The sequence below is a fragment of the Paenibacillus sp. MABNR03 genome (assembly GCF_050455445.1).
Classification (GTDB): domain Bacteria; phylum Bacillota; class Bacilli; order Paenibacillales; family Paenibacillaceae; genus Paenibacillus; species Paenibacillus xylanilyticus.
Map to the genome: position 1 here is coordinate 356535 of NZ_JBCIYR010000001.1, position 20052 is coordinate 376586.

The following is a 20052-nucleotide window of genomic DNA, read 5'->3' on the forward strand; positions in this document are numbered from 1 at the left end:
TATTCAGGTGTTGGAGTTGAACCCTATTTGTGCATTCACAGGAGTGGTACAATTCGTTTATCCATTAGATTTGAATACGTTTACATAAGGAGATGATTCGATTGAAACTGTCTGTATTCACCGTGGCAACACCGGACCTGACGGCAGAAGAACTGGCTGCTGCGGCAGCATCGGCAGGAATTGAAGGAGTGGAGTGGAGATTCCGTGGAAACCCAGAAGACGCCCTGTCGGAAGAGCCATCCTTCTGGAGGCATAATCGCAGTTCTATCGATCCGGCAAACTGGGAAGAACAGGTCCCTGTTTTTCGTGAAGCGGCTGCGAACCATGGAAGACGTTCCATTGCATTGGTACCGTATTTGAACTGCGGAGATCTTCAATCGACAGAGCAGGCGTTCATGGCAGCGGCTGATTTGGGCGCTTCCATGATGCGTGTAGGCGTGCCCGGCTATGACCGCAAAACGAGTTATCCGGAGCTGTACAGCCAAGCTGTGAAATATTTGACCGAAGTTCAGGATATGGCCAAACAGTACAACGTCAAAGCCGTTGTAGAGACGCATCATCTCACAATTGCACCGACTGCTTCACTGGCCTACCGTCTGGTGCAGTCGCTGGATGCCCAGCACGTAGGTGTGTTGTATGATCCGGGCAACATGGTACATGAAGGATATGAAAATTATCGTATGGGGCTGGAGCTATTGGGTCCTTACCTTGCCCATGTACATGTGAAGAATGCAGCTTGGTCCAAGGAGGAGCAGAACGGAGGGAATACGGGAAATTCGGTATCAGCGAAGTGGAGATGTCATTGGTCACCGCTGACAGAAGGCATCGTGGATTGGATGCAAGTATTCCGTGATCTGAAATCAGTGGGCTATGACGGATATTACGGTATAGAAGACTTTAGTGGAGAGTATGATTCGAAAGCGATGTTACAGCACTTTGCGGATGTGTTTGGCGAAATAGAGCGTCGTCTGGAAGAGGAGGTACGGGTATGAGTTTGATTCGAGTTGCCGTAATCGGGATTGGTAACATGGGCGCTGCACATGCCAGAACCCTTGTTGCCGGAGAAGTACCGGGAGCAGAGCTAATCGCCGTATGTGATGTCAGAAAGGAAATGGAGAGCTGGGTAGCCGGCAACCTTCCTGCTTCAGTCATCTATTGGCAGGATGCCGAGCAGATGATGGCATCCGGAACAATTGATGCGGTCATTATTGCAACTCCGCATTATGACCATCCGGAACAGGCCATTCAGGCTTTTCAGCACGGTCTGCATGTCATGATTGAGAAACCTGCCGGCGTATATACCAAACAGGTGCGCAAGATGAATGAAGCTGCTGCAGCCAGCGGCAAAGTATTTTCCATGATGTACAATCAGCGGACCAATCCTCTGTATATCAAATTGAAAGATCTCATTGCTTCGGGTGAACTCGGCGAAGTACGCCGCACAAACTGGATTATTACGAATTGGTACCGATCCCAAAGCTATTACGATTCAGGCGGCTGGCGGGCGACCTGGGCAGGTGAAGGAGGCGGTGTGCTGATTAACCAGGACCCTCACCAACTGGACCTGTGGCAGTGGACCATCGGTATGATGCCTGTGCGGATGCGTGCGTTCTGTTCGTTTGGCAAGTACCGGAATATCGAAGTGGAAGACGATGTCACAGCTTATGTGGAATACGAAAACGGGGCAACAGGCGTATTTGTAACCACAACGGGTGAAGCTCCGGGCACCAACCGTTTCGAGGTCAACGGAGATCGCGGCAAAATTGTCATTGAAGATGGTAAGTTGACGTTCTGGCGGCTTCGGGAATCCGAGCCTGAGTTCAATCAGAGGTTTACCGGAGGTTTTGGACAGCCGGAATGCTGGAAGTGTGAAGTTCCCATTACAGGGACAGAATCCGGGCATCCGGGGCTCATTCGTAACTGGATTGATGCGATTCGAACCGGTGCCACGCTCATCGCACCAGGAGAAGAAGGCATACATGGCTTAACGTTGTCCAATGCGATGCTGCTCTCGACCTGGACGGACAACTGGGTGGATCTTCCCATTGATGAAGAGCTGTTTTATGAACATTTACAGGAACGGATTGCCGCTTCAAACACGAAGAAAGACAAGGATTACACCAGCAGCCGGCCTGCGGATCTGACACAAACATTTAAGTAGGCATGTTTCACCAATTTACGATAGAAAAAGGAAGGTGGAGATAAGGTGGCTAAAGATGGCATGTTTTACGCACCCAAGAGTGTTAAAAAAGAGGTGGTATGCGGTCCTGGTGAGTTCACCATTGCTGCTGTAGCGCTGGATCATGGGCACATCTATGGCATGGTTGGGGGATTGGTGGAGGCAGGAGCAACCCTCAAATGGGTATATGATCCGGATCCCGCCAAGGTAGAGGCGTTCCGCAAACAGTTTCCTCAGGCACAGGCCGCAGCTTCAGAAGCACAGGTGCTGGCAGATGATCAGGTGCAGCTGGTGGCCGGAGCAGCCATTACGTCGGAACGCGCGCCGCTTGGCATGAGAGTTTTGGCCTCGGGAAAGGATTATTTTACGGACAAAGCCCCATTTACCACACTGGATCAATTAACACGTGCCAGGGAAGAGGTTAAACGGACCGGGAAGAAATACATGGTCTATTATAGTGAGCGTCTGCATGTGGAAAGTGCGATCTATGCCGGTCAGTTGATTGAGCAGGGAGCCATTGGTAAGGTTGTACAGGTCATGGGCACAGGACCGCATCGTTTGAATGCACCAGGACGACCAGAATGGTTTTTCCAGCATGAAAAATATGGCGGCATTCTCTGCGATATCGGAAGTCATCAGATCGAACAGTTTCTCACGTTTGCTTCGTGCACGGATGCGGAGGTGGCGTTCAGTCGGGTACATAACTTCCATCATCCACAGTTTCCTGAACTCGAGGACTTTGGCGAAGCATCCCTCATTGGCAACAATGGTGCCTCCGGCTACTTCCGGGTGGATTGGTTCACACCGGATGGTCTAGGGACATGGGGAGATGGGCGTACTGTAATTTTGGGAACCGATGGATACATTGAATTGCGGAAATATATTGATGTGGCGAGAGAGCCTGTAGGAGATCAGGTCTATCTGGTCAACCATGAAGGCGAATACCGTTACAGCGTAAAAGGAAAGGTTGGTTATCCGTTTTTCGGGGACCTCATTCGTGATTGTCTGGAGCGGACGGAAAAAGCAATGACACAGGAGCATGCCTTCAAGGCGGCCGAACTTTGTCTGATTGCACAGCATAAAGCCATGAGCGAAAGAGTGGTCTGGAGCAGCGGCGCGAAGTAAAGCGGTATTTTAAATAAAATGATAGAGTGTTAGACATGTAGGATGTTGAGGGAGAGGCGACCTGTGAGCGGGTTGCCTTTTTCCGTTGAATCTCTTCGCAAATGGCATTATATGGGTTATTATGGATGAAGTTGATGTGCTGTTAAAATTAATATGTGGAAATGAATTTACATAGATTGGGTGTTTATTTTTAAGATAGAAGATTCGTTAATAAACCGCTATAGGGGGGATTTAAATGAAGTTTATCGGTTCTGCTAGTGTGATCGTTCTTAATGAGTCCAATGAAATTTTACTTATGAATGCCAAGATGCATCCCTTCTTAAATGAATTTTCGGAATAGGAGAATGCCCATGAATAATGCGAATAAGATTTTGGGTTCAGCTTTGATGCTGGGAAGTGTATGTATTGCAACCATGGAGAGAATTTCAGTAAGAATATCCGCAGCCATTGTGGAAGCGGGATATGCTTCAGGTGGGAACGCAAGAGAAATGGTTTCCCTGAATGACAACGGTCCGGGATTGCTCGTATACTTCTTATTTTTTGTAGGATTTATACTGCTGGTTTCCGGATTTCCGGGGAGTATCAGCAGAAAGCAAAGGTAGGGAAATGACCTGAATTGTTGCATAGATATTTCAGAACTGAGAAGAGGAGTTAACGCTGTATGATCATTAGTGAAACAAATGTACTAAATAATAAGGTTCAAATCAGAGAAATAGAGGATAGAGATTTACCTGTATTATATGAGTTGATATACGGTGAAAAACAACCGGAATGGAAGAAGTGGGACGCTCCATACTTTCCATTAGAGCATGTGAGTTTTACTTTATTTGAAGAACATATGAGCAAACACATGAGAGGAGACGATGAGCCACCTAGCAGAATGATCATTGAAGTGAATGACGAAATGATTGGAACAGTGAATTATTATTGGGAACATAAACCGTCCAATTGGCTGGAGATTGGGATTGTAATATACAAGCCCCCCTATTGGAATGGTGGATATGGAACAGCAGCATTAAAGTTGTGGATCGAATATTTGTTCAACAAGATTCCACTTGTCCGAATAGGATTAACGACATGGTCAGGAAATGAAAGAATGATGAAGGTTGGAGAGAAATTAGGCATGCAGGTGGAAGGAAGACTTCGAAAATGCCGCCTATACAATGATCAATACTATGACTCGATTCGCATGGGAATATTGAGAGAAGAATGGGATGTAAAATAAAAGATTTGAGACCGGGAGGAAATATCACACTTCACTTACATGAACTTGAAAAGTACTGAAGAAAGACAAGATCGAAAGCTGTGTTATATATCATGAGATAGCTATTTCATTAGAATATTATAAAAATCAAAAAATAAAAGGTAAGCAGCACTTTCAGTTGAAAAATATATTTTAAATTAAAAGGGATTGATCTAGAAAGTTAAAACGGATCGGAGGCTTCTTTAATGGAAGTTGGAAAAATTCTAGGCATTGCCTACAATGTGATTCCAGTTGCAGATTTAGAAAAATCCGCAGTCTGGTTTGTTACACATTTTGGATTCAATATTAGAAATCAAAGAGAAGGTTATCTAAGTCTGTTTAGGGATAACAGGCCCATCTTAGATCTGATTCAAAGCGAGAATCATACAAGAGCCGTGTTCGAAGTTCGCAACACCAAAAGATGGGTGATCACATTTTTCACGAATGACATACGATCCTTACATAACTATTTGAAATCAGAAGATGTCACAGTCGGGAATATCAGTGATGAAGGAAAGTATGGAAAGTTCTTTGTATTTGAAGATATGGACGGTAACTTATTCGATATTTGGGAACACCACGATTGTGAGCTAATTTATTGAGGTGAAATGGGAGGGATTTCAATTGGAGAACAAAGAGACGTTTAATTTAATTGCAAACGAATATGAAAAATATAGACCTACCTACCCGGAAGAAATGTATAACGATATATTTGATTATTCAAATGTTGTCAAAGAAGATAAAATTCTTGAGATCGGTTGTGGAACTGGTCAAGCAACGGGTGGTTTAGTTGATCGAAATTATAAAAATATTACATGTATTGAATATGGCGATAGATTAGCTCAGTTCACTTCAGAAAAATTCAAATCCTATGATTCAATTGAGGTGATAAATACCTCTTTTGAAGAGTGGAATGGTGAAGGTGCTCCATTTAAGTTGGCAGTTTCAGGTACAGCATTTCATTTTATTGAACCTAAGTTTGGGTATCGCAAGGTTTGGGATCTTCTAGAGGATTCGGGCTCGATTGCCTTTTTTTGGACCATACACGTTCCGATGTTCAACGAAGTCCACAATGAAATTCGATCTCATTACAGAGAGCTTGCACCACACTTAGACGATTCCAAGTTTCAAACACCTGAAGAAACCATAAATGAAAGAAGACTAATTACGGAAGAGACGGGCATCTTTACAGATATAATTGTTAAGGAGTACAGTCGAATCCTTACATATTCAAGCAGAGATTATATATCATTGCTTAATACGAATTCAAAGCACAGACAACTTCCTGAAGTACAAAAGGATATTTTATTAAACAGGATTAAACAATCCATTGATAAATCGGGTGGATCTATTAGTAAAGATCACAGAGTTGCTTTATTTTTAGGAAAAAAAGTAACGTAAGAAACTAAACCGGTATCATGAAGGGGCTGGGTCAATGGATTTTGTATATGGAGAATATCTGATTAGTGATAACAAAGAAATGCTGGATATCCCTACGATAAAGGGCTTTCTTGCTAGGAGCTATTGGGCGAATAAAAGATCTGATGAAACCATTGAGAAGTCTATCGTCTCTTCAACGTGTTATGGGAGTTATCAAGCAGACATTCAAGTTGGATTTGCGAGGGTTGTTACAGATGATGCGACGATGTATTGGCTTTGTGATGTTTTTATTCATGAGGAGTACAGGGGGCAGGGACTTGGCAAGAAACTAATTGAAGTAATTACGTAATCGGATCGTTTCAGAGATTTAATGGGGCTACTCGGGACGTTAGATGCACATGAATTATACGAACAGTACCAATTTAATAGAAACAGTGATCGATTCATGATAAGACTTCCTAATTATCCGGGCTAATCTTAAAAATTAACAAACCTAAGGAGTTATGAGATCATGTCTGAATACTACTGGGACAACAAAATCGAATATCTGAGGAATACGCGCGGGCTGTATTATAATGATGATTATCTTCAATTTCTTGTAAAGAGTGTATGGAAAATCACCAAACCTGTAAGCGTTCTTGACTATGGTTGTGGGTTCGGTTATCTCGGTCTTAAACTCCTTCCGTTGCTGCCTCCAGGTTCGAGCTATACGGGATTGGACAAGGGAGATGAATTGATAAAAGAAGCAATGGAGACTTTCGCTAATCTTCCCTTTCAGACTGAATTTATATCATGTGATATTGAAAATACGTATATAGAACAGAAGTATGACATTGCCGTGAGTCATGCTTTTTTATTACATATGGATAACTCGGTGACCATCCTGCAGAAAATGATGGAAAGTGTTAAGGATCAAGGAAAAGTGATCTGTTTTGAACCTCATTGGATTGGTAATATGGCGAACTGTCATTTGGAAGGTACGGAACAAAGTGAATTGATTAAGTTAGGAGTTCTGCAAAAATTATTTGAGAACGACTACAGACGTACGGGGAAGGATGGAAACATTGGCATGCGGCTGCCTATCCTCATGAGCCAATTGGGATTAACCAATGTGGAATGCCGAATGAGTGATAAAGTTAACTTTTTTGATCAAAACATGGATATGGAAAGCAAGAACGCTTTATATGATTCACTGAGAGAAGAAGGGATCGGTCAGGAGCCAGGTGATCAAGAAGAGATAATGGACAGCTTATTAACGAGAGAATTACAGCCAGAAGAAGCAAGAGAGCAGTATGAAGCTGAACTCATGTTCTCCAAGAAATTTAACCGTGAATCCTGGTTATCTTATGCACCCGGTATGAAGATTTCATTCGGAACGGTTCAGAGAGCGTAGTTTTTAGGAGAGATATCATTGAAAAAGATCTTAATCCTTGGTATTGTGGCAAGCGGCAAAACGACATTGGCCAGGGAATTATCTCAAAAATTAAACATACCGTGGTATGAGCTGGATACTATAGTTCATCACGACACACCTCATGGAAGAAATAAACGCACACCAGATGAACAAGTTGCGGTGATTAAGGACATTGACCGTTCGGGCCCATGGATATTTGAAGGGACAGATCGAGAATCTTACCGATGCTTATGGGATATGGCAGATACGATCATCTTCCTGGATATACCTTTGCGAAAACGGAAAATCCGAATTTTTCTGCGATTTATCAAACAAAATTTGGGGCTGGAAAAGAGTCATTACAAATCAGACTGGCAAATGTTAAAAATGATGTATGCGTGGACACGGGATTTCGAGAGAAATCGAGTGGATTTTGAAAAAAGGTTACAACACTATGATCAGAAACTTATGATCAGAAACTTATGATCTTAACGGATAATAAAAAAATTGAAGTACTCCTGTCTTGATTATCATAAAGATCAAACGGAACGAAATTATCGAAAAGGGCGGGAATACCATGCAGTATGATGACATTCAACAAACGTTGACTACGGAAAGGCTATGCCTGAGATTGTTTGATGAGTCCGATGCTGCCACCGTCACTGAGCTGTGCAACAACTACAATATTTATAAAAGCACACTTACCCTGCCTTATCCATACTCGGTGGATTGTGCCTTGTCCTGGATTCAGCAGCATCCTCGAATCCGGCATCTGGACAAGTTCTTCGAAAAATAGGCATGATACAGGAAGGTATTTTAAGGGACCATGTGAAGAAAGAGAGTCACTACGAAGATTTAGTCTATTATGGAATTGTAAAAAGATAAAAGGTATTCAAAAACAAAATATAAACTTCATGATAATGCGAAAAATCAACTTTCCTCAGCATCAAACCTACAAACCAAAAGCCAACGTTATGGTAAACCTTAATCCATTTGAACAAGCAGAAAATGAATACTATAAATCTTTTAAAGTACATTTTCTGCTTCCTTTTTTGAAAATTGGCATAGGCTACGGCTATAAAACTCTCCCCCATAAGAAAGAAGCTCAGTGATTTTCCTCAGTACTTGAACAAGTGTTATCCTCCCAAAAAAATATAATACAACCTACATTTTGGTATATTTATACATGTTTATGGTTACTAATTCCCTTAAATGTTTTACAAAATTGGTGATCTTCCAAATCATTCTTCTTACATTCAACTTGTATCCTACTTGTGTACCAGAGAGTCTGGTATGGACTCGACCAAATTTCAGGAGGGTATACATTGTGAAAAATAGTAGACGCAAAAGTTATCAAAGCTTGATCTTTTCGCTTGTAATTATGCTTGTCATCCTATCCGGATGCGGAGCCTCTGCAAGTTCTAGCTCCAGTGAAGGCGGAATGCCGGAAGTAATCCGAATCGGTATTATGCCAAGTGAAGAGGGCGAGATGAACCGTTCTCAGGAACAGCTTGCAGCAGACATTACAGAAGCAACTGGCATCCCTGCTGAAATTTTTGTAGCCGAAGATTATAACATGGTTATCGAGGCCCTGCGTGCAGGCAAAATTGAAATTGGACTTATCGGTCCCTTTGGATACATCATCGCTACCGAACGAGCAGATGCAAAACTGCTTGTCCGTTCTGAAAGTGATCAGCAATCGAATACCGTAATCCTTGTCCGTAATGACTCTCCTTATCAAAGTGTAGAAGATCTGAAAGGAAAAGACTTTTTGTTTGCCGATCCGGCATCCACATCAGGAAACCTGTATCCGCGTGCCACATTGATGAAAGAGCTTGGCCTTACAAATGAGGAACTGGATTCCTTTTTCGGCAGCGTAGCGTTCTCCGGTGGACATGACAAATCGCTGCTTGCGCTGGCAAACGGCAATGCGGATGCGATCGGAACGTCAAGCCTCATGGTGCCGATGATGGCAGAATCAGGACTTGTAAAAGAGGAAGATTTCCGTGTTATTGCCGAATCGGATCCTATCGTTGGCGGAGCCCCATTGCTCTATCGTCAAGACTTGCCAGAGGAACTGGTCACACAACTGCGTGAACTGATGCTGGAGTACGATACGAAAAATCCCAAGTTTCTGGAAAGTGTCGGTGCAGCCCGTTTTGTAGAAGGCAGTGACAGTGACTTCGATCCTATTCGTCAAGTCGCCAAGGATCTGGACATGTCTCCTGAGGAGCTGCTGAGCAAATAAGGTTAAGCAACAAAGATGAGGAGGATTTTAATATGACACTATTGCAAGTGGAAGGATTATCCAAGGTATATCCGGATGGGACCAAGGCGCTGGATAACTTGGATTTGCAGATCAATCCGGGAGAGTTTGTTGTTGTCATTGGACCGAGTGGCGCGGGGAAGAGCACCCTGCTGCGCAGCCTGAACCGCATGATCGAGCCTACAAACGGAAAGATTCGGTTTAAAGGCAGCGAAACCATGGGCATCAAAGGCAAAAAGCTCCGCGAATTGCGCCGCCATATGGGAATGATCTTTCAGGGATATAATCTGGTCACCCGCGTGTCTGTACTTCACAACGTGCTTCACGGCCGGTTAGGTTACATGAATGCATTTAAGGGAGCCCTGGGCCTCTACTCCAAGGAAGATACGGAAGCTGCAAAGGGAATGCTGCATCGTGTTGGTTTGCATGAGCAAATGTACAAGCGGGCAGATGAACTCAGCGGAGGCCAGCAGCAGAGGGTAGGTATTGCGCGAGCGCTCTCCCAAAAGCCGGATTTGATTTTGGCGGATGAACCCATCGCGAGTCTGGACCCTGCTTCCTCGGAGACGATCATGCATTATTTGTATACGATCTGTAAAGAGGAAGGCATTGCCTGCCTGTGCAATCTGCATCAGGTAGATATCGCGAAGAAATATGCGACCCGTATCATCGGCATCCATAAAGGATCCAAGGTATTTGACGGAACACCTGAAGAGCTTACGGACGACATGATCCGGCTAATCTACAACCAGGTTAATCCCAAAGTGAAGGAGACGGCCTGACATGAATGCGGCACAGTTGCAGTCTGCCCGAAAAATGAAACGGGCGCAGACGATATTGTTCTTTATCGTGCTGGTTGCTCTCATCATCTGGTCTTCGATCGGGGCGGAATTTTCATTTGGAGCTTTGTTCACTGGGGTAGGCGAAAGCTTCCGGTTTATCTTTGTTGACTTCCTTCCGCCTGATTTTTCAACGCTTTCTCAACTTATTGAACCTGCCTTACAGACGCTTTATATGAGTGTGGTAGCAATGGTAATCGGGTCAGTGATAGCCGGGCTGCTATCCTTTCTGGCCGCGGCCACCACAAGTCCGCATCCTTACCTGCAAGTATTTGTCCGGGCTGCGACTTCACTGTTTCGGAACATTCCCGTTATCATCTGGACCATTCTCCTGGTTGCAGCGTTCGGACTGGGGGCTGTAGTCGGTACGATGTCGCTGATCTTGATTTCGATCGGTATGCTTACACGTTCCTTTGCCGAGGTATTAGAAGAGATTGACATGGGGCAGGTAGAAGCCGTGCGTGCTGCTGGCGGGAGTTATCTGCAAGTGTTGTCCCAAGCCGTTTTTCCACAATTCTTACCCGGGTTTATCGGCTGGAGCTTGTACAACTTTGAAATTAACGTACGCGCCTCCACGATTGTGGGGATGGTTGGAGGCGGAGGCCTCGGATTTATTTTGCAATCGAAATTGAAGCTGTTTCAGTATCAGGAAGCCAGCATGGCCGTTCTGCTTGTGCTCGTTATCGTTCTCATTGTAGAAACGATTACCAATCGCGTAAGGGAGCGAATCATATGAGTATGCCGGTGAACGAAGCGAAACCGTCCTTGACGTTGTATACTTCCATGCCAGAGCCACCTAAACCGAAAAAGAGCAAGCTGCTGATTGTCGGTCTGCCGCTTATTGCCGTGCTGTTTGTGTTCAGTCTCGTTCAGCTTCAGTTTGACTATGCCAAGATTATGCAAGGCTTTACCAAGCTTGGCGGCTACATGGGGGCCATGTTTCCTCCTGATTTCTCGGACTGGCAGCATGTTCTGCTGGCTGCCGTTGAGTCGCTGCAAGTTGCTATTCTCGGATCGGTACTGGGTATTGTGGTGGCGTTCTTTCTTTCCTTTCTGGCAGCAAGTAATTTGACACCTCATCCATTTGTCGCCTGGATCATCCAAAGTGCTGCTTCCTTGCTTCGTGCGATTCCTACCATTGTATGGGCCCTCATCTTCATCGTGTCCGTCGGACTTGGGCCGCTCCCTGGTGTGCTCGCGATTGCCGTTTCTGCGGCAGGCATGCTCGTCAAAGTATTCGCGCAGTCGCTTGAAGAGATCGACAAAGGTGTACTTGAAGCGATGCGGTCTACCGGTGCCAGCTGGCTGCAGATTGTCATGCAGGGCATTTTGCCAACAGTAAAAACAGCCTTTATTGCCTGGTGCGTGCTGCAGCTGGAAGGCGGTATCGCTGAATCTACCATTCTTGGCGCGGTTGGCGCGGGGGGTATTGGATTTGAATTGACCCATGCAATGAAATCATACAACTTTGCAGCCGCTTTGTTTGTCGGATTGGTCGTTTTCATCATGGTATTCAGCGTTGAGTTTGTGGCAAACCGATACAAAATGAAGCTAAAAACACGTCAGAACTAAATAATCGAACATCCATACAGAAGTAGGACCATTTTGAGGAGGAGTTATCATGTCAACATCTAAGCCACTTTTGAAGCAAGGACCACTAGTACAGGCGAAATACAGTGAAAATAACGGGATTACGCTTGCCTGGAATATGACAGAGGACATAGAAGCAGAGGCCATCTATCATTCCATCCTGCCAGAATTCGATGAAATCAGCAGCACGCTGCTGGAGGTACGAATCGATCCTATAGGGTCAGCGTTTACGAGAACGCTGTCTCCTGGCCGCAACTTTTATCACGTGAAATTTAAGGATGGTTCGGTATCTACCATTAACGATCGTATGATTTACACAGATGGCGTAATCAATTTCCGGGATATGGGCGGTTACCTCACAGAAGATGGCCGGACGACCCGCTGGGGGATGCTGCTGCGATCGGCTGATCTCCATGAGCTCAGTGAGCAGGACCTGCTAACGGCCGATGCCCTCGGCATTGACTGGATTTGTGATTTGCGCAGCGAGTTTGAAGTAGCCAGCCGTCCAAGCCCTGCCATCGGTAAAGCGATCAACACAAATATCCCATTTATGGCGGAAGCAAATCCGGAGGAGATGCAAAAGATTGGACATGATCTGCATGCAGGCTACAAAGCCATGATCTTAAATACCGACAAATGTGCACTCATTCTGCATGAACTATTAAAAGAAGACCGGGACACTTCACTATTCCACTGCGCCGCAGGTAAAGATCGGACCGGAGTTGTATGTGCATTGATCCTGCTCACCTTGGGCGTGCCACGGGATGTGGTCGTTGAGGATTACGAGCTGACGAATCTCGCGGTAGACGGACTCATGCAGCGTTTCCTCTCAGGCAGCAATAAAGATTACAAAGCATACATGGACCAAATGCCGGATATACAGGGAGCGATTCCGGAAATGATGAAAGCTGCCTTTATACAGGCTGCACTTGAAGCAATCGACGAAAACTATGGATCATTCGAGTTGTACCTTACAGAGGGGCTTGGCATTAACGAAGAGCAACGTACAGCACTTCAAAACAAATATCTGATTTAGAAAAGGGAGTCCGGACGCTGGGATACAGTGTTGGACTCTTTCTTTCCCTCGGCTTGGTTGCGTAACTTCTTCTAAGACTGGTAATATAGGGTGATATGTAGAGAACGTTAGAAGTCCAATTAAAGACCTTATCAATGGGAGAAAGGGATTATCATATGAACAAAATATCGCTTGTCGATACAGCATACATGATGCTGCGTGAGCGAATGGTTTGCGGAGAACTGATGCCAGAAACTCTGCTTTCAGAGAACGAATTGGCTGAGGAGTATCAAATGAGCCGTACACCGATCCGTCATGCGATCGCCCGCCTCGAATCAGAAGGTTATGTGACCTCACTCAAAAATCGTGGTGTGTTGGTCAAGGAGGTTCGCGGAAAGGAATTTCTTGATTTGATTGAACAACTTCAGTCCATGCTCTTCTATTGCTTTGAAATGATGAAAAACCCGAACCGGGAGATCCACCTGAACCTTGAGTCGCTTGCAGCTCATGTTGAAGTTCAGCGAACAGCAGAGAAAAAGAATGACTATCCCTTATACACCGAGCATCAATTTCTCTTCATGCGAGAGATCGTTGAATCCTTGAACAATGGGGTGATGCTAAGTACATTCGACTCTTTCCGGGATAAACTTTATATGCATTCCATCGTCCGCTTCAAGCAGACACCACATATCAAACATTACAGTGCAATCGGAATCAATCGGGATACCTTGCATGCTTTATCAAACAATGATTACGGAGCAGCACAAGAAGTTGTGTTATCTCTTATTCTTATAACCAGAGAACGTATGTTGGCTACCGGGCAATTTTAACTTCTTTTCTTATGACAAGGGGAACGAGTTCTCGTTTTGCGTCATTGTTCCTGTTAAAATTCTTTGTTATACTATCTGGGAGATTTGAAGAAATTCATTCAATCCGGTAGGGAAAAGTCTTATAACTGAGCATTTTGCATAATCCTGGTGAACTAAAAAAACGGCTGCCTTTACGGGCAGCTTATTTTATTGGGGAGGGTAAAGGAAATGACTGTCGTTGGTCTTTTGGGAACCATTCATAATCCGGAATTGAGAGAACAATATCATTGTTCGCTAGCCCTGTATGAAGCGCTAATTACCGAATTTAACCCGGATATCATCTGTGGGGAAGTACATCCATTAAGCTGGAAGAAATACATTCAGGATAAAGAAGATAAAGGGTATTGGGGAGAGCCAGCAAGCGAATACTGGGAGCTCATATTTCCATTATGCGAGGAATACAACATTGAATTCGTGCCCATAGATTGGTTTGAATTGGATGTATGGAATAACTTTGATCCCTTCATCGGATATTCCGAAGTACAGCGTGAAGAACTAGAGAAGACAGATGATGAATGGTTTTTGAAACAAATGAATACATATGACGCGGGAAACATACCGTTTAATTCGGTTGAATTTGATGAAATGACCAAACGAAAGTACGAATGGTTAAACCAGGTCAACCCAGATGCTCAAAATTTCCGCTGGGTCGTTCGTAATCAAATTATGATTCAGCGAGTCAAAAATACATGTCACTCCAATCCCGGGAAGAGAATTCTTTGTGTCGTGGGGGCAGATCATAATTATTTGTTCAAAGAGGGGCTGAACACAGAGCCAATCCAGTTGGTATATCCATTGCGTTAGTTTTTCATTACAGCAGATTCTATTTCGTATATAATAGAGAACACGTAACATTCTATTTCTACATACTACATAACAACGAGGTGCACCAAACTTATGGCAACGATTTATGACTTCACGGTTACCAAAACTAGCGGAGAACGATTTCCGCTCTATCAATATGAAGGAAAGCCTGTGCTGATTGTGAATACGGCAAGCAAATGCAAATATACGCACCAGTTCGATGATATCCAGAAGCTGTACGATAAGTATAAGGATCAGGGTCTTCAGGTGATCGGATTTCCTTGTAACCAATTTGCTGAGCAGGAGCCGGGGAGCAGTGAAGAAGCAGCCTCCTTCTGCCAGATTAATTATGGTGTGAAATTCCCCATGTTCTCCAAAATGGATGTGAATGGCGACACGGCACACCCGCTGTATGACTACCTGAAAAAATCAGGACCATTTGCCGGGTTTGACGAATCGGATGTGCAAGCCAAACTGCTGAAACTGATGGTTGCGGATAAAGCTCCGGAATGGTTGCACGGGGATGCGATTAAGTGGAATTTTACGAAGTTTCTGATTAATGCCGAAGGGCAAGTGGTCAAACGCTTCGAACCAGTGGATTCGATGGATGCAGTCGAGGCGAGCATCGAACAACTTTTGTAAATCATAGCATTCGCAGGGGCCATGACATCACCGTAAAGTACGGTAACGTTCATGGCTTCTATTCTAAATAAGAAAAACCTCTCCCAAAGGAGGTGCCGAAATATGACACGCATCATGCACTTTAATGCACCGCTGGAATACAGTTATCGTTCCACACGTATTTACAATAACGGATTGTCTGACGGATTTCATTCTCATCCACATTACGAGGTATATTATTTTCATGAAGGTGAGTGTACCTATATTATAGGAGACCGTGTTTATAGTCTCGAGCCGGGTGATTTGATTCTCATGCATGGGATGACCCTTCATCGTGCACATCCGATACCTGACGCATTGTATGAACGAACGACACTGCACTTTGATCCATCACTCATCCGCAGAAGCCTTCATCCGGATCGAATCAGTGAATTGCTTATGCCGTTCGATGAGTTGAGAAACTGCCGAATCAATCTAAAGGGAGACACCCGTTCGGAATTTGAAGCTCTGCTGCTGAACTTGGATCAGCTTTCGGCGAATTCAGGCGAGTTCAGACAGGAACGGCTGATCGTTCGTTTGTGTGATCTGTTATATTTTGTGGCCGGCATCTGCCGAGGCATTGTGGTGGAGCATCGTCCTTCTTCGGAAAAGGAGAGGCATGTGCAGCACATCATGGGTTATGTGGATACCCACTATATGCAGGATATTGGACTGGATGATCTGGCAAGTGAGCTTCATTTGTCCAAGCCTTATTTGGCCGGGTTGTTTAAAGAGATGACAGGCAGTACCATATTTAAATATCTGTACGACCGCCGTATCAATCAGGCCAAACTGCTATTTCAGTTCCAACCTGAAATCACGGTTACCGAGGCAAGTCGGTTGTCGGGCTTCAAGCGATTATCACATTTCAGTCGGATGTTCAAACAAAACGTGGGCTGTGCACCTGATCTTTATCGCAGTCGTTTGCACCAAACACAGTAAATATTCCCGGCACTGAAAATCCCGTACAACGATCTCCAATCGGCACAGACTCAAGGGAGGTATAATTGATGGAAACTGAACTACCCTATACGTTTAATTACCGAATCGGATCATCCGAAGCAGACTATAAGTCTCTATACCGACCCTCGGCATTGCTCGAACATATGCAGCTTGCAGCAGACCGTGATCTGGCCAGTATGGGCATTACCGTATCGGAAATGCTGGATCAGGGAATGGGCTGGATGCTGATTACAACCGATTTGACGATATTGCGCCAAGCTCGGTTGGAAGAGGACGTGAGTCTGCAAACCTGGCATAAAGGAAACAAAGGAGTCATGTGGCTCCGGGACTATGTTCTCACCGATGCAAAAGGGAATCCAATAGCTGAGGCACGGACCTCCTGGGCCTTGGTCGATCTGGAGAAACGAAAGATCCTCAGACCTTCGGCACTACCTTTGGAAGTGAAGTCGCATCCCGATTTATCGTTGGGAGCACCACCGGAAAAAGTGGCTTTTCCTCCAACACTGGAAACAAAGGAAGAATATCGACTAATGGTTCGGTATAGCAGCACGGACAGTAACGGGCATATGAATAATGCCAGATACGCCGACGTTTGTTGTGATGCACTCTCATCGGAAGAACTTAATAACCGTCTAACCCGCATGCAGATATCGTATCACCGGGAGATGCGGATGCAGGAAGAATTGGTTGTTGAACGTACGAAAGCGGTGGATGGGGTCATCTGGATCCGCGGACGATCTGGAGCAGAGGAGCAAAGTATTATTTTTGAAGCCAAGCTTAGTTTTGAGAATGTCATTTCCTAATAAGAGAGTGTGAAGACCAGCCCGAATATTCGGGTTGGTCTTTTTGCTGTGTTTAGAAGACATGCAGAAAAGGTAAAGAAAGGGTAATGAAACCAGAGGAGGCGTTTAAGAATGAAAAATCAAATCTCGGGTCATAATAAAGAATCGAATAAGGAACATCCTCGCGATAATCCGGAGCAATTTCCGACGGAGAAGGAAAGTTTGCTTGACCAGTTTGAAGAAGAGCAGACAGTCGATCCCATTCCCTTGGAAGATCTGAATATGGAACAGCAAGAAGAGAAGAATAAAGATCAGACCAAGAGCAATTCTTCTACCGAAGAGAAGTACCGTGCCGATTTTCGGGAGTCCGATTCAGAATAAATGTATATTCGGTGAAAATAAAATAGTTTGTTGACTAATGTATGTTACTATATTATAGTTACTATGTTAGCAAGAAGGAGTTACGATATAAAACCAATTTGGGAGGCGAATCATAATGTCTACATCGTTTTTTGAAGCGTTGAAAAACAGAAGATCCTATTATGGAATCAGCAAGGAATCCACAATTTCGGATGCTAAAATTCAGGAAATCGTTGAGGAAGCCGTAAAATATACGCCAACTTCTTTCAACTCACAAACATCTCGGGCAGTTGTTTTGCTTGGTGAACAACATGATAAACTGTGGAATCATACAGAAGAAATTTTGCGTGAAGTGGTTGGGGATGCAGAAGCTTTCAAATCCACAGCTGAGAAAATGGCAGGATTCCGGAGCGGTTATGGTACAGTACTGTTCTTCGAAGACAACAATGTCATCGCACAGCTTCAACAAAATTTTGCGAGTTACGCAGATAACTTCCCAATCTGGGCCAATCAATCCAACGGCATGCTGCAGCTCGTGATCTGGACTGCATTGGAACAGGAAGGTCTTGGAGCTTCCCTGCAGCACTACAACCCGCTGATCGACGAGAAAGTGAAGCAAGAATGGAATATTCCGGAACACTGGAGATTGATCGCTCAGATGCCATTCGGTAAACCTACGGCTACGCCGGGCGAGAAAGAATTCCAGTCCATTGAAGAGCGCGTAAAAGTACACAAATAAGGATAAAGCATCGAACAGATTTCCAACATTTAAGCACATACGGCCTCGCTTCAATTTGATACGATGATGTAGATCGTACTCCAATGAAGCGAGGCCTTTTGATGTGAACAATAGAATAAAGAAACATGCTGGTCTAAAGGTGGGAATCACCTTATTAGCGGCTTTATTAACACTTGGATTGGTGGCAGGATATTCAGTTCCGGTGGAGGCAGCTGTGGTGAAACAGCCATTCCAGGACATTAACTCCAGCTATGCAAAAGATGCGATAACGCATCTGGTGAACAAAGGAATTGCTGCAGGAACGTCTGAGACCAGGTTTGAACCGAAAAAAGCAGTGACACGCGCCGAATTTGCAACTTTTGCAGTTAGATTGCTAGGCTTAAAGCCTGTTAAAAATAATATTAGCCCCTATAACGATACCAGCACAACAGCCTGGTATTATGGCAATATTGCCGCCATGACCAATCTTTCCATTCTTGAGGGGAAAGGACAGGGAACATTTCAACCGAACGCATCGATTACCAGGGAAGAGGCGGCTGCTCTGCTGGTGAGAATGCTGAAACAATCTTCCGTATCCACAGGGCTGCTGTCTACAACTTATAATGACGCTTCTGATATTTCTGTATGGGCTCGGCCCTATGTGCAGAAGGTATATCAGCTTGGACTGATGCGCGGAAGTGATGGCTTGTTCCGACCACAGGATCAGGTAACCCGCGAGGAAGCTGCGGTGATGCTTGATGCCATTTTGCAAAAGAAAGAGTGGTCGGAGCAGCTTGAGAATCCTGATTCGTTGGGAATACAGCTGGGATGGCAATATGACTCTACCACTGCCGAGTTCAAAAAGCAGGTTGAACAATCTGAGGTAAATACACTTGTGCCCCGGTGGTTTTTTCTGAACAGCAGCATGCAGGTGACGGACCATACGGACGCCACCCTCTTATCATGGGCATCAGCTACCGACCGAGAGGTATGGCCACTGCTGGGAAATCGTTCCGATCCTGCGATGACGCATCAGATGTTATCGAGTTCAGCCAACAGAGCCTCCGTCGTAGCTCAGGTTACTGCATATGTGAAGAAATACAAATTGGATGGCATTAATGTGGATTTTGAGAACGTGCAGTCAGCAGACCGAGAAGGCATGACCGCATTTGTAACTTCACTGACTGCATCTCTCCATTCACTTGGCACGGTTGTTTCAGTTGATGTATCTCCTGATCTGGGCACAGATTGGACGGAAGCCTTCGATTACGCCAAACTTGGCGCAGTGTCCGATTACATGGTTCTGATGGGGTATGAAGAACATTGGAACGGAGACCCTATAGCCGGTTCGGTCGCTTCACTTCCTTGGGTAGAAAATGCTCTGGATACAATGCTCTCTGACGTGGTTCGTGCCAAAGTCATTTTGGCACTTCCGCTCTACACAAGGGACTGGTCATCGGCTAGTCCGGCAACGGACTCTTGGGATATCACACTGGCAGAACAGGGAACACGGGCACGAGCTGCGGGCTCCGTGAGGCAATGGAATGCAAGTCTGAGGCAATATGTAATTGGGTATTTGAGTAACGGAATGCCAAGATATATTTGGGCAGAGGACAGCCGCTCCTTAACTGCCAAAGTGAGGATGAGTACAGACAGGAAGATCGCAGGTTTGGCTTATTGGTACATGGGCGGGGAAACAGCAGATGTATGGAATGCCATCTCCAATGCCTCCCGTTTTGAATCATACCTATTTTAATCAATTTAATGATATAAGAGACCCAAACCGGGCCGTGAATCTGACGGACGGTTTGGGTTATTTATTTTTTGTACAAGCTAGATATAGGACGTTTGAGTCTGATTGAGCGG

General features: G+C 44.8%; 23 protein-coding genes and 1 pseudogene. All 24 read left to right on the top strand.

What is annotated here, in order from left to right:
• The first annotated feature begins 101 nt into the window (after positions 1-101).
• The 24 genes and pseudogenes from AAIH57_RS01565 to AAIH57_RS01680 all read left to right on the top strand — a co-directional run bounded on the left by AAIH57_RS01565 (position 102) and on the right by AAIH57_RS01680 (position 19942).
• Positions 102-992 (top strand): sugar phosphate isomerase/epimerase family protein, encoded by an 891-nt coding sequence (locus tag AAIH57_RS01565; protein ID WP_175396170.1) that lies wholly within the window; start codon positions 102-104, stop codon positions 990-992.
• The gene (locus AAIH57_RS01570; protein WP_430020307.1) at positions 989-2161 is read left to right on the top strand and encodes a Gfo/Idh/MocA family protein; all 1173 of its coding nucleotides are present in this window, start codon (positions 989-991) and stop codon (positions 2159-2161) included. Before AAIH57_RS01565 ends, AAIH57_RS01570 begins: the two co-directional genes overlap by 4 nt.
• A gap of 60 nt (positions 2162-2221) precedes the next feature.
• Positions 2222-3304 carry a Gfo/Idh/MocA family protein gene (locus tag AAIH57_RS01575; protein ID WP_413035210.1) on the top strand — a complete coding sequence of 361 codons (1083 nt, stop codon included), beginning with the start codon at positions 2222-2224 and terminating at the stop codon, positions 3302-3304.
• Between the two features lie 350 nt (positions 3305-3654).
• Entirely contained in the window at positions 3655-3906 is a 252-nt protein-coding gene (locus tag AAIH57_RS01580) for a hypothetical protein (RefSeq protein ID WP_430020308.1), read from the top strand.
• Between the two features lie 65 nt (positions 3907-3971).
• A complete protein-coding gene (locus AAIH57_RS01585) occupies positions 3972-4529 on the top strand; it encodes a GNAT family N-acetyltransferase (RefSeq protein ID WP_430021305.1) in 558 nt (185 codons plus the stop codon).
• Between the two features lie 224 nt (positions 4530-4753).
• Positions 4754-5149, top strand: a complete 396-nt coding sequence (locus AAIH57_RS01590) for a VOC family protein (protein ID WP_430020309.1) — start codon at positions 4754-4756, stop codon at positions 5147-5149.
• 22 nt (positions 5150-5171) lie between these two features.
• Positions 5172-5948: a class I SAM-dependent methyltransferase gene (locus AAIH57_RS01595; protein WP_430020310.1), complete on the top strand. Its 777-nt coding sequence runs from the start codon at positions 5172-5174 to the stop codon at positions 5946-5948.
• Positions 5949-5982: 34 nt separating this feature from the next.
• Complete coding sequence (locus tag AAIH57_RS01600) at positions 5983-6276, top strand: GNAT family N-acetyltransferase (RefSeq protein ID WP_430020311.1); 294 nt, start codon at positions 5983-5985, stop codon at positions 6274-6276.
• Positions 6277-6438: 162 nt separating this feature from the next.
• Entirely contained in the window at positions 6439-7320 is an 882-nt protein-coding gene (locus tag AAIH57_RS01605) for a methyltransferase domain-containing protein (protein WP_430020312.1), read from the top strand.
• Between the two features lie 18 nt (positions 7321-7338).
• A complete protein-coding gene (locus AAIH57_RS01610; RefSeq protein ID WP_430020313.1) occupies positions 7339-7806 on the top strand; it encodes an AAA family ATPase in 468 nt (155 codons plus the stop codon).
• Between the two features lie 91 nt (positions 7807-7897).
• Positions 7898-8205 (top strand): annotated as a pseudogene (locus AAIH57_RS01615) (GNAT family N-acetyltransferase).
• 442 nt (positions 8206-8647) lie between these two features.
• On the top strand, positions 8648-9568 hold the full coding sequence (locus AAIH57_RS01620) for a phosphate/phosphite/phosphonate ABC transporter substrate-binding protein (protein WP_430020314.1): 921 nt from the start codon (positions 8648-8650) through the stop codon (positions 9566-9568).
• A gap of 32 nt (positions 9569-9600) precedes the next feature.
• Positions 9601-10368, top strand: a complete 768-nt coding sequence (gene phnC, locus AAIH57_RS01625; protein ID WP_430020315.1) for a phosphonate ABC transporter ATP-binding protein — start codon at positions 9601-9603, stop codon at positions 10366-10368.
• A 1-nt stretch (position 10369) separates the two neighbouring features.
• The gene (gene phnE, locus AAIH57_RS01630; protein ID WP_175396179.1) at positions 10370-11161 is read left to right on the top strand and encodes a phosphonate ABC transporter, permease protein PhnE; all 792 of its coding nucleotides are present in this window, start codon (positions 10370-10372) and stop codon (positions 11159-11161) included.
• The gene (gene phnE / locus AAIH57_RS01635) at positions 11158-11997 is read left to right on the top strand and encodes a phosphonate ABC transporter, permease protein PhnE (RefSeq protein WP_430020316.1); all 840 of its coding nucleotides are present in this window, start codon (positions 11158-11160) and stop codon (positions 11995-11997) included. Before phnE (AAIH57_RS01630) ends, phnE (AAIH57_RS01635) begins: the two co-directional genes overlap by 4 nt.
• 49 nt (positions 11998-12046) lie before the next feature.
• Positions 12047-13051 carry a tyrosine-protein phosphatase gene (locus AAIH57_RS01640; protein WP_430020317.1) on the top strand — a complete coding sequence of 335 codons (1005 nt, stop codon included), beginning with the start codon at positions 12047-12049 and terminating at the stop codon, positions 13049-13051.
• A 155-nt stretch (positions 13052-13206) separates the two neighbouring features.
• Positions 13207-13860, top strand: a complete 654-nt coding sequence (locus AAIH57_RS01645; RefSeq protein ID WP_175396181.1) for a GntR family transcriptional regulator — start codon at positions 13207-13209, stop codon at positions 13858-13860.
• Between the two features lie 207 nt (positions 13861-14067).
• The gene (locus AAIH57_RS01650) at positions 14068-14703 is read left to right on the top strand and encodes a hypothetical protein (RefSeq protein ID WP_430020318.1); all 636 of its coding nucleotides are present in this window, start codon (positions 14068-14070) and stop codon (positions 14701-14703) included.
• A 93-nt stretch (positions 14704-14796) separates the two neighbouring features.
• Positions 14797-15345 carry a glutathione peroxidase gene (locus tag AAIH57_RS01655; RefSeq protein ID WP_430020319.1) on the top strand — a complete coding sequence of 183 codons (549 nt, stop codon included), beginning with the start codon at positions 14797-14799 and terminating at the stop codon, positions 15343-15345.
• A gap of 102 nt (positions 15346-15447) precedes the next feature.
• Entirely contained in the window at positions 15448-16305 is an 858-nt protein-coding gene (locus AAIH57_RS01660) for an AraC family transcriptional regulator (protein WP_175396184.1), read from the top strand.
• Between the two features lie 68 nt (positions 16306-16373).
• On the top strand, positions 16374-17129 hold the full coding sequence (locus AAIH57_RS01665; RefSeq protein ID WP_430020320.1) for an acyl-[acyl-carrier-protein] thioesterase: 756 nt from the start codon (positions 16374-16376) through the stop codon (positions 17127-17129).
• A gap of 111 nt (positions 17130-17240) precedes the next feature.
• The gene (locus AAIH57_RS01670) at positions 17241-17489 is read left to right on the top strand and encodes a hypothetical protein (RefSeq protein ID WP_175396186.1); all 249 of its coding nucleotides are present in this window, start codon (positions 17241-17243) and stop codon (positions 17487-17489) included.
• A 115-nt stretch (positions 17490-17604) separates the two neighbouring features.
• Complete coding sequence (locus AAIH57_RS01675; protein ID WP_175396187.1) at positions 17605-18207, top strand: nitroreductase family protein; 603 nt, start codon at positions 17605-17607, stop codon at positions 18205-18207.
• 103 nt (positions 18208-18310) lie between these two features.
• Positions 18311-19942, top strand: a complete 1632-nt coding sequence (locus AAIH57_RS01680) for an S-layer homology domain-containing protein (RefSeq protein WP_430020321.1) — start codon at positions 18311-18313, stop codon at positions 19940-19942.
• The last annotated feature ends 110 nt before the right edge of the window (positions 19943-20052 follow it).

Coding starts and splice junctions, on each gene's coding strand:
- AAIH57_RS01570 (WP_430020307.1), top strand. CDS start 989: ATGAGTTTGATTCGAGTTGCCGTAATCGGGATTGGTAACATGGGCGCT.
- AAIH57_RS01575 (WP_413035210.1), top strand. CDS start 2,222: ATGTTTTACGCACCCAAGAGTGTTAAAAAAGAGGTGGTATGCGGTCCT.
- AAIH57_RS01580 (WP_430020308.1), top strand. CDS start 3,655: ATGAATAATGCGAATAAGATTTTGGGTTCAGCTTTGATGCTGGGAAGT.
- AAIH57_RS01590 (WP_430020309.1), top strand. CDS start 4,754: ATGGAAGTTGGAAAAATTCTAGGCATTGCCTACAATGTGATTCCAGTT.
- AAIH57_RS01600 (WP_430020311.1), top strand. CDS start 5,983: ATGGATTTTGTATATGGAGAATATCTGATTAGTGATAACAAAGAAATG.
- AAIH57_RS01605 (WP_430020312.1), top strand. CDS start 6,439: ATGTCTGAATACTACTGGGACAACAAAATCGAATATCTGAGGAATACG.
- phnC (WP_430020315.1), top strand. CDS start 9,601: ATGACACTATTGCAAGTGGAAGGATTATCCAAGGTATATCCGGATGGG.
- phnE (WP_175396179.1), top strand. CDS start 10,370: ATGAATGCGGCACAGTTGCAGTCTGCCCGAAAAATGAAACGGGCGCAG.
- phnE (WP_430020316.1), top strand. CDS start 11,158: ATGAGTATGCCGGTGAACGAAGCGAAACCGTCCTTGACGTTGTATACT.
- AAIH57_RS01640 (WP_430020317.1), top strand. CDS start 12,047: ATGTCAACATCTAAGCCACTTTTGAAGCAAGGACCACTAGTACAGGCG.
- AAIH57_RS01645 (WP_175396181.1), top strand. CDS start 13,207: ATGAACAAAATATCGCTTGTCGATACAGCATACATGATGCTGCGTGAG.
- AAIH57_RS01650 (WP_430020318.1), top strand. CDS start 14,068: ATGACTGTCGTTGGTCTTTTGGGAACCATTCATAATCCGGAATTGAGA.
- AAIH57_RS01655 (WP_430020319.1), top strand. CDS start 14,797: ATGGCAACGATTTATGACTTCACGGTTACCAAAACTAGCGGAGAACGA.
- AAIH57_RS01660 (WP_175396184.1), top strand. CDS start 15,448: ATGACACGCATCATGCACTTTAATGCACCGCTGGAATACAGTTATCGT.
- AAIH57_RS01665 (WP_430020320.1), top strand. CDS start 16,374: ATGGAAACTGAACTACCCTATACGTTTAATTACCGAATCGGATCATCC.
- AAIH57_RS01670 (WP_175396186.1), top strand. CDS start 17,241: ATGAAAAATCAAATCTCGGGTCATAATAAAGAATCGAATAAGGAACAT.
- AAIH57_RS01675 (WP_175396187.1), top strand. CDS start 17,605: ATGTCTACATCGTTTTTTGAAGCGTTGAAAAACAGAAGATCCTATTAT.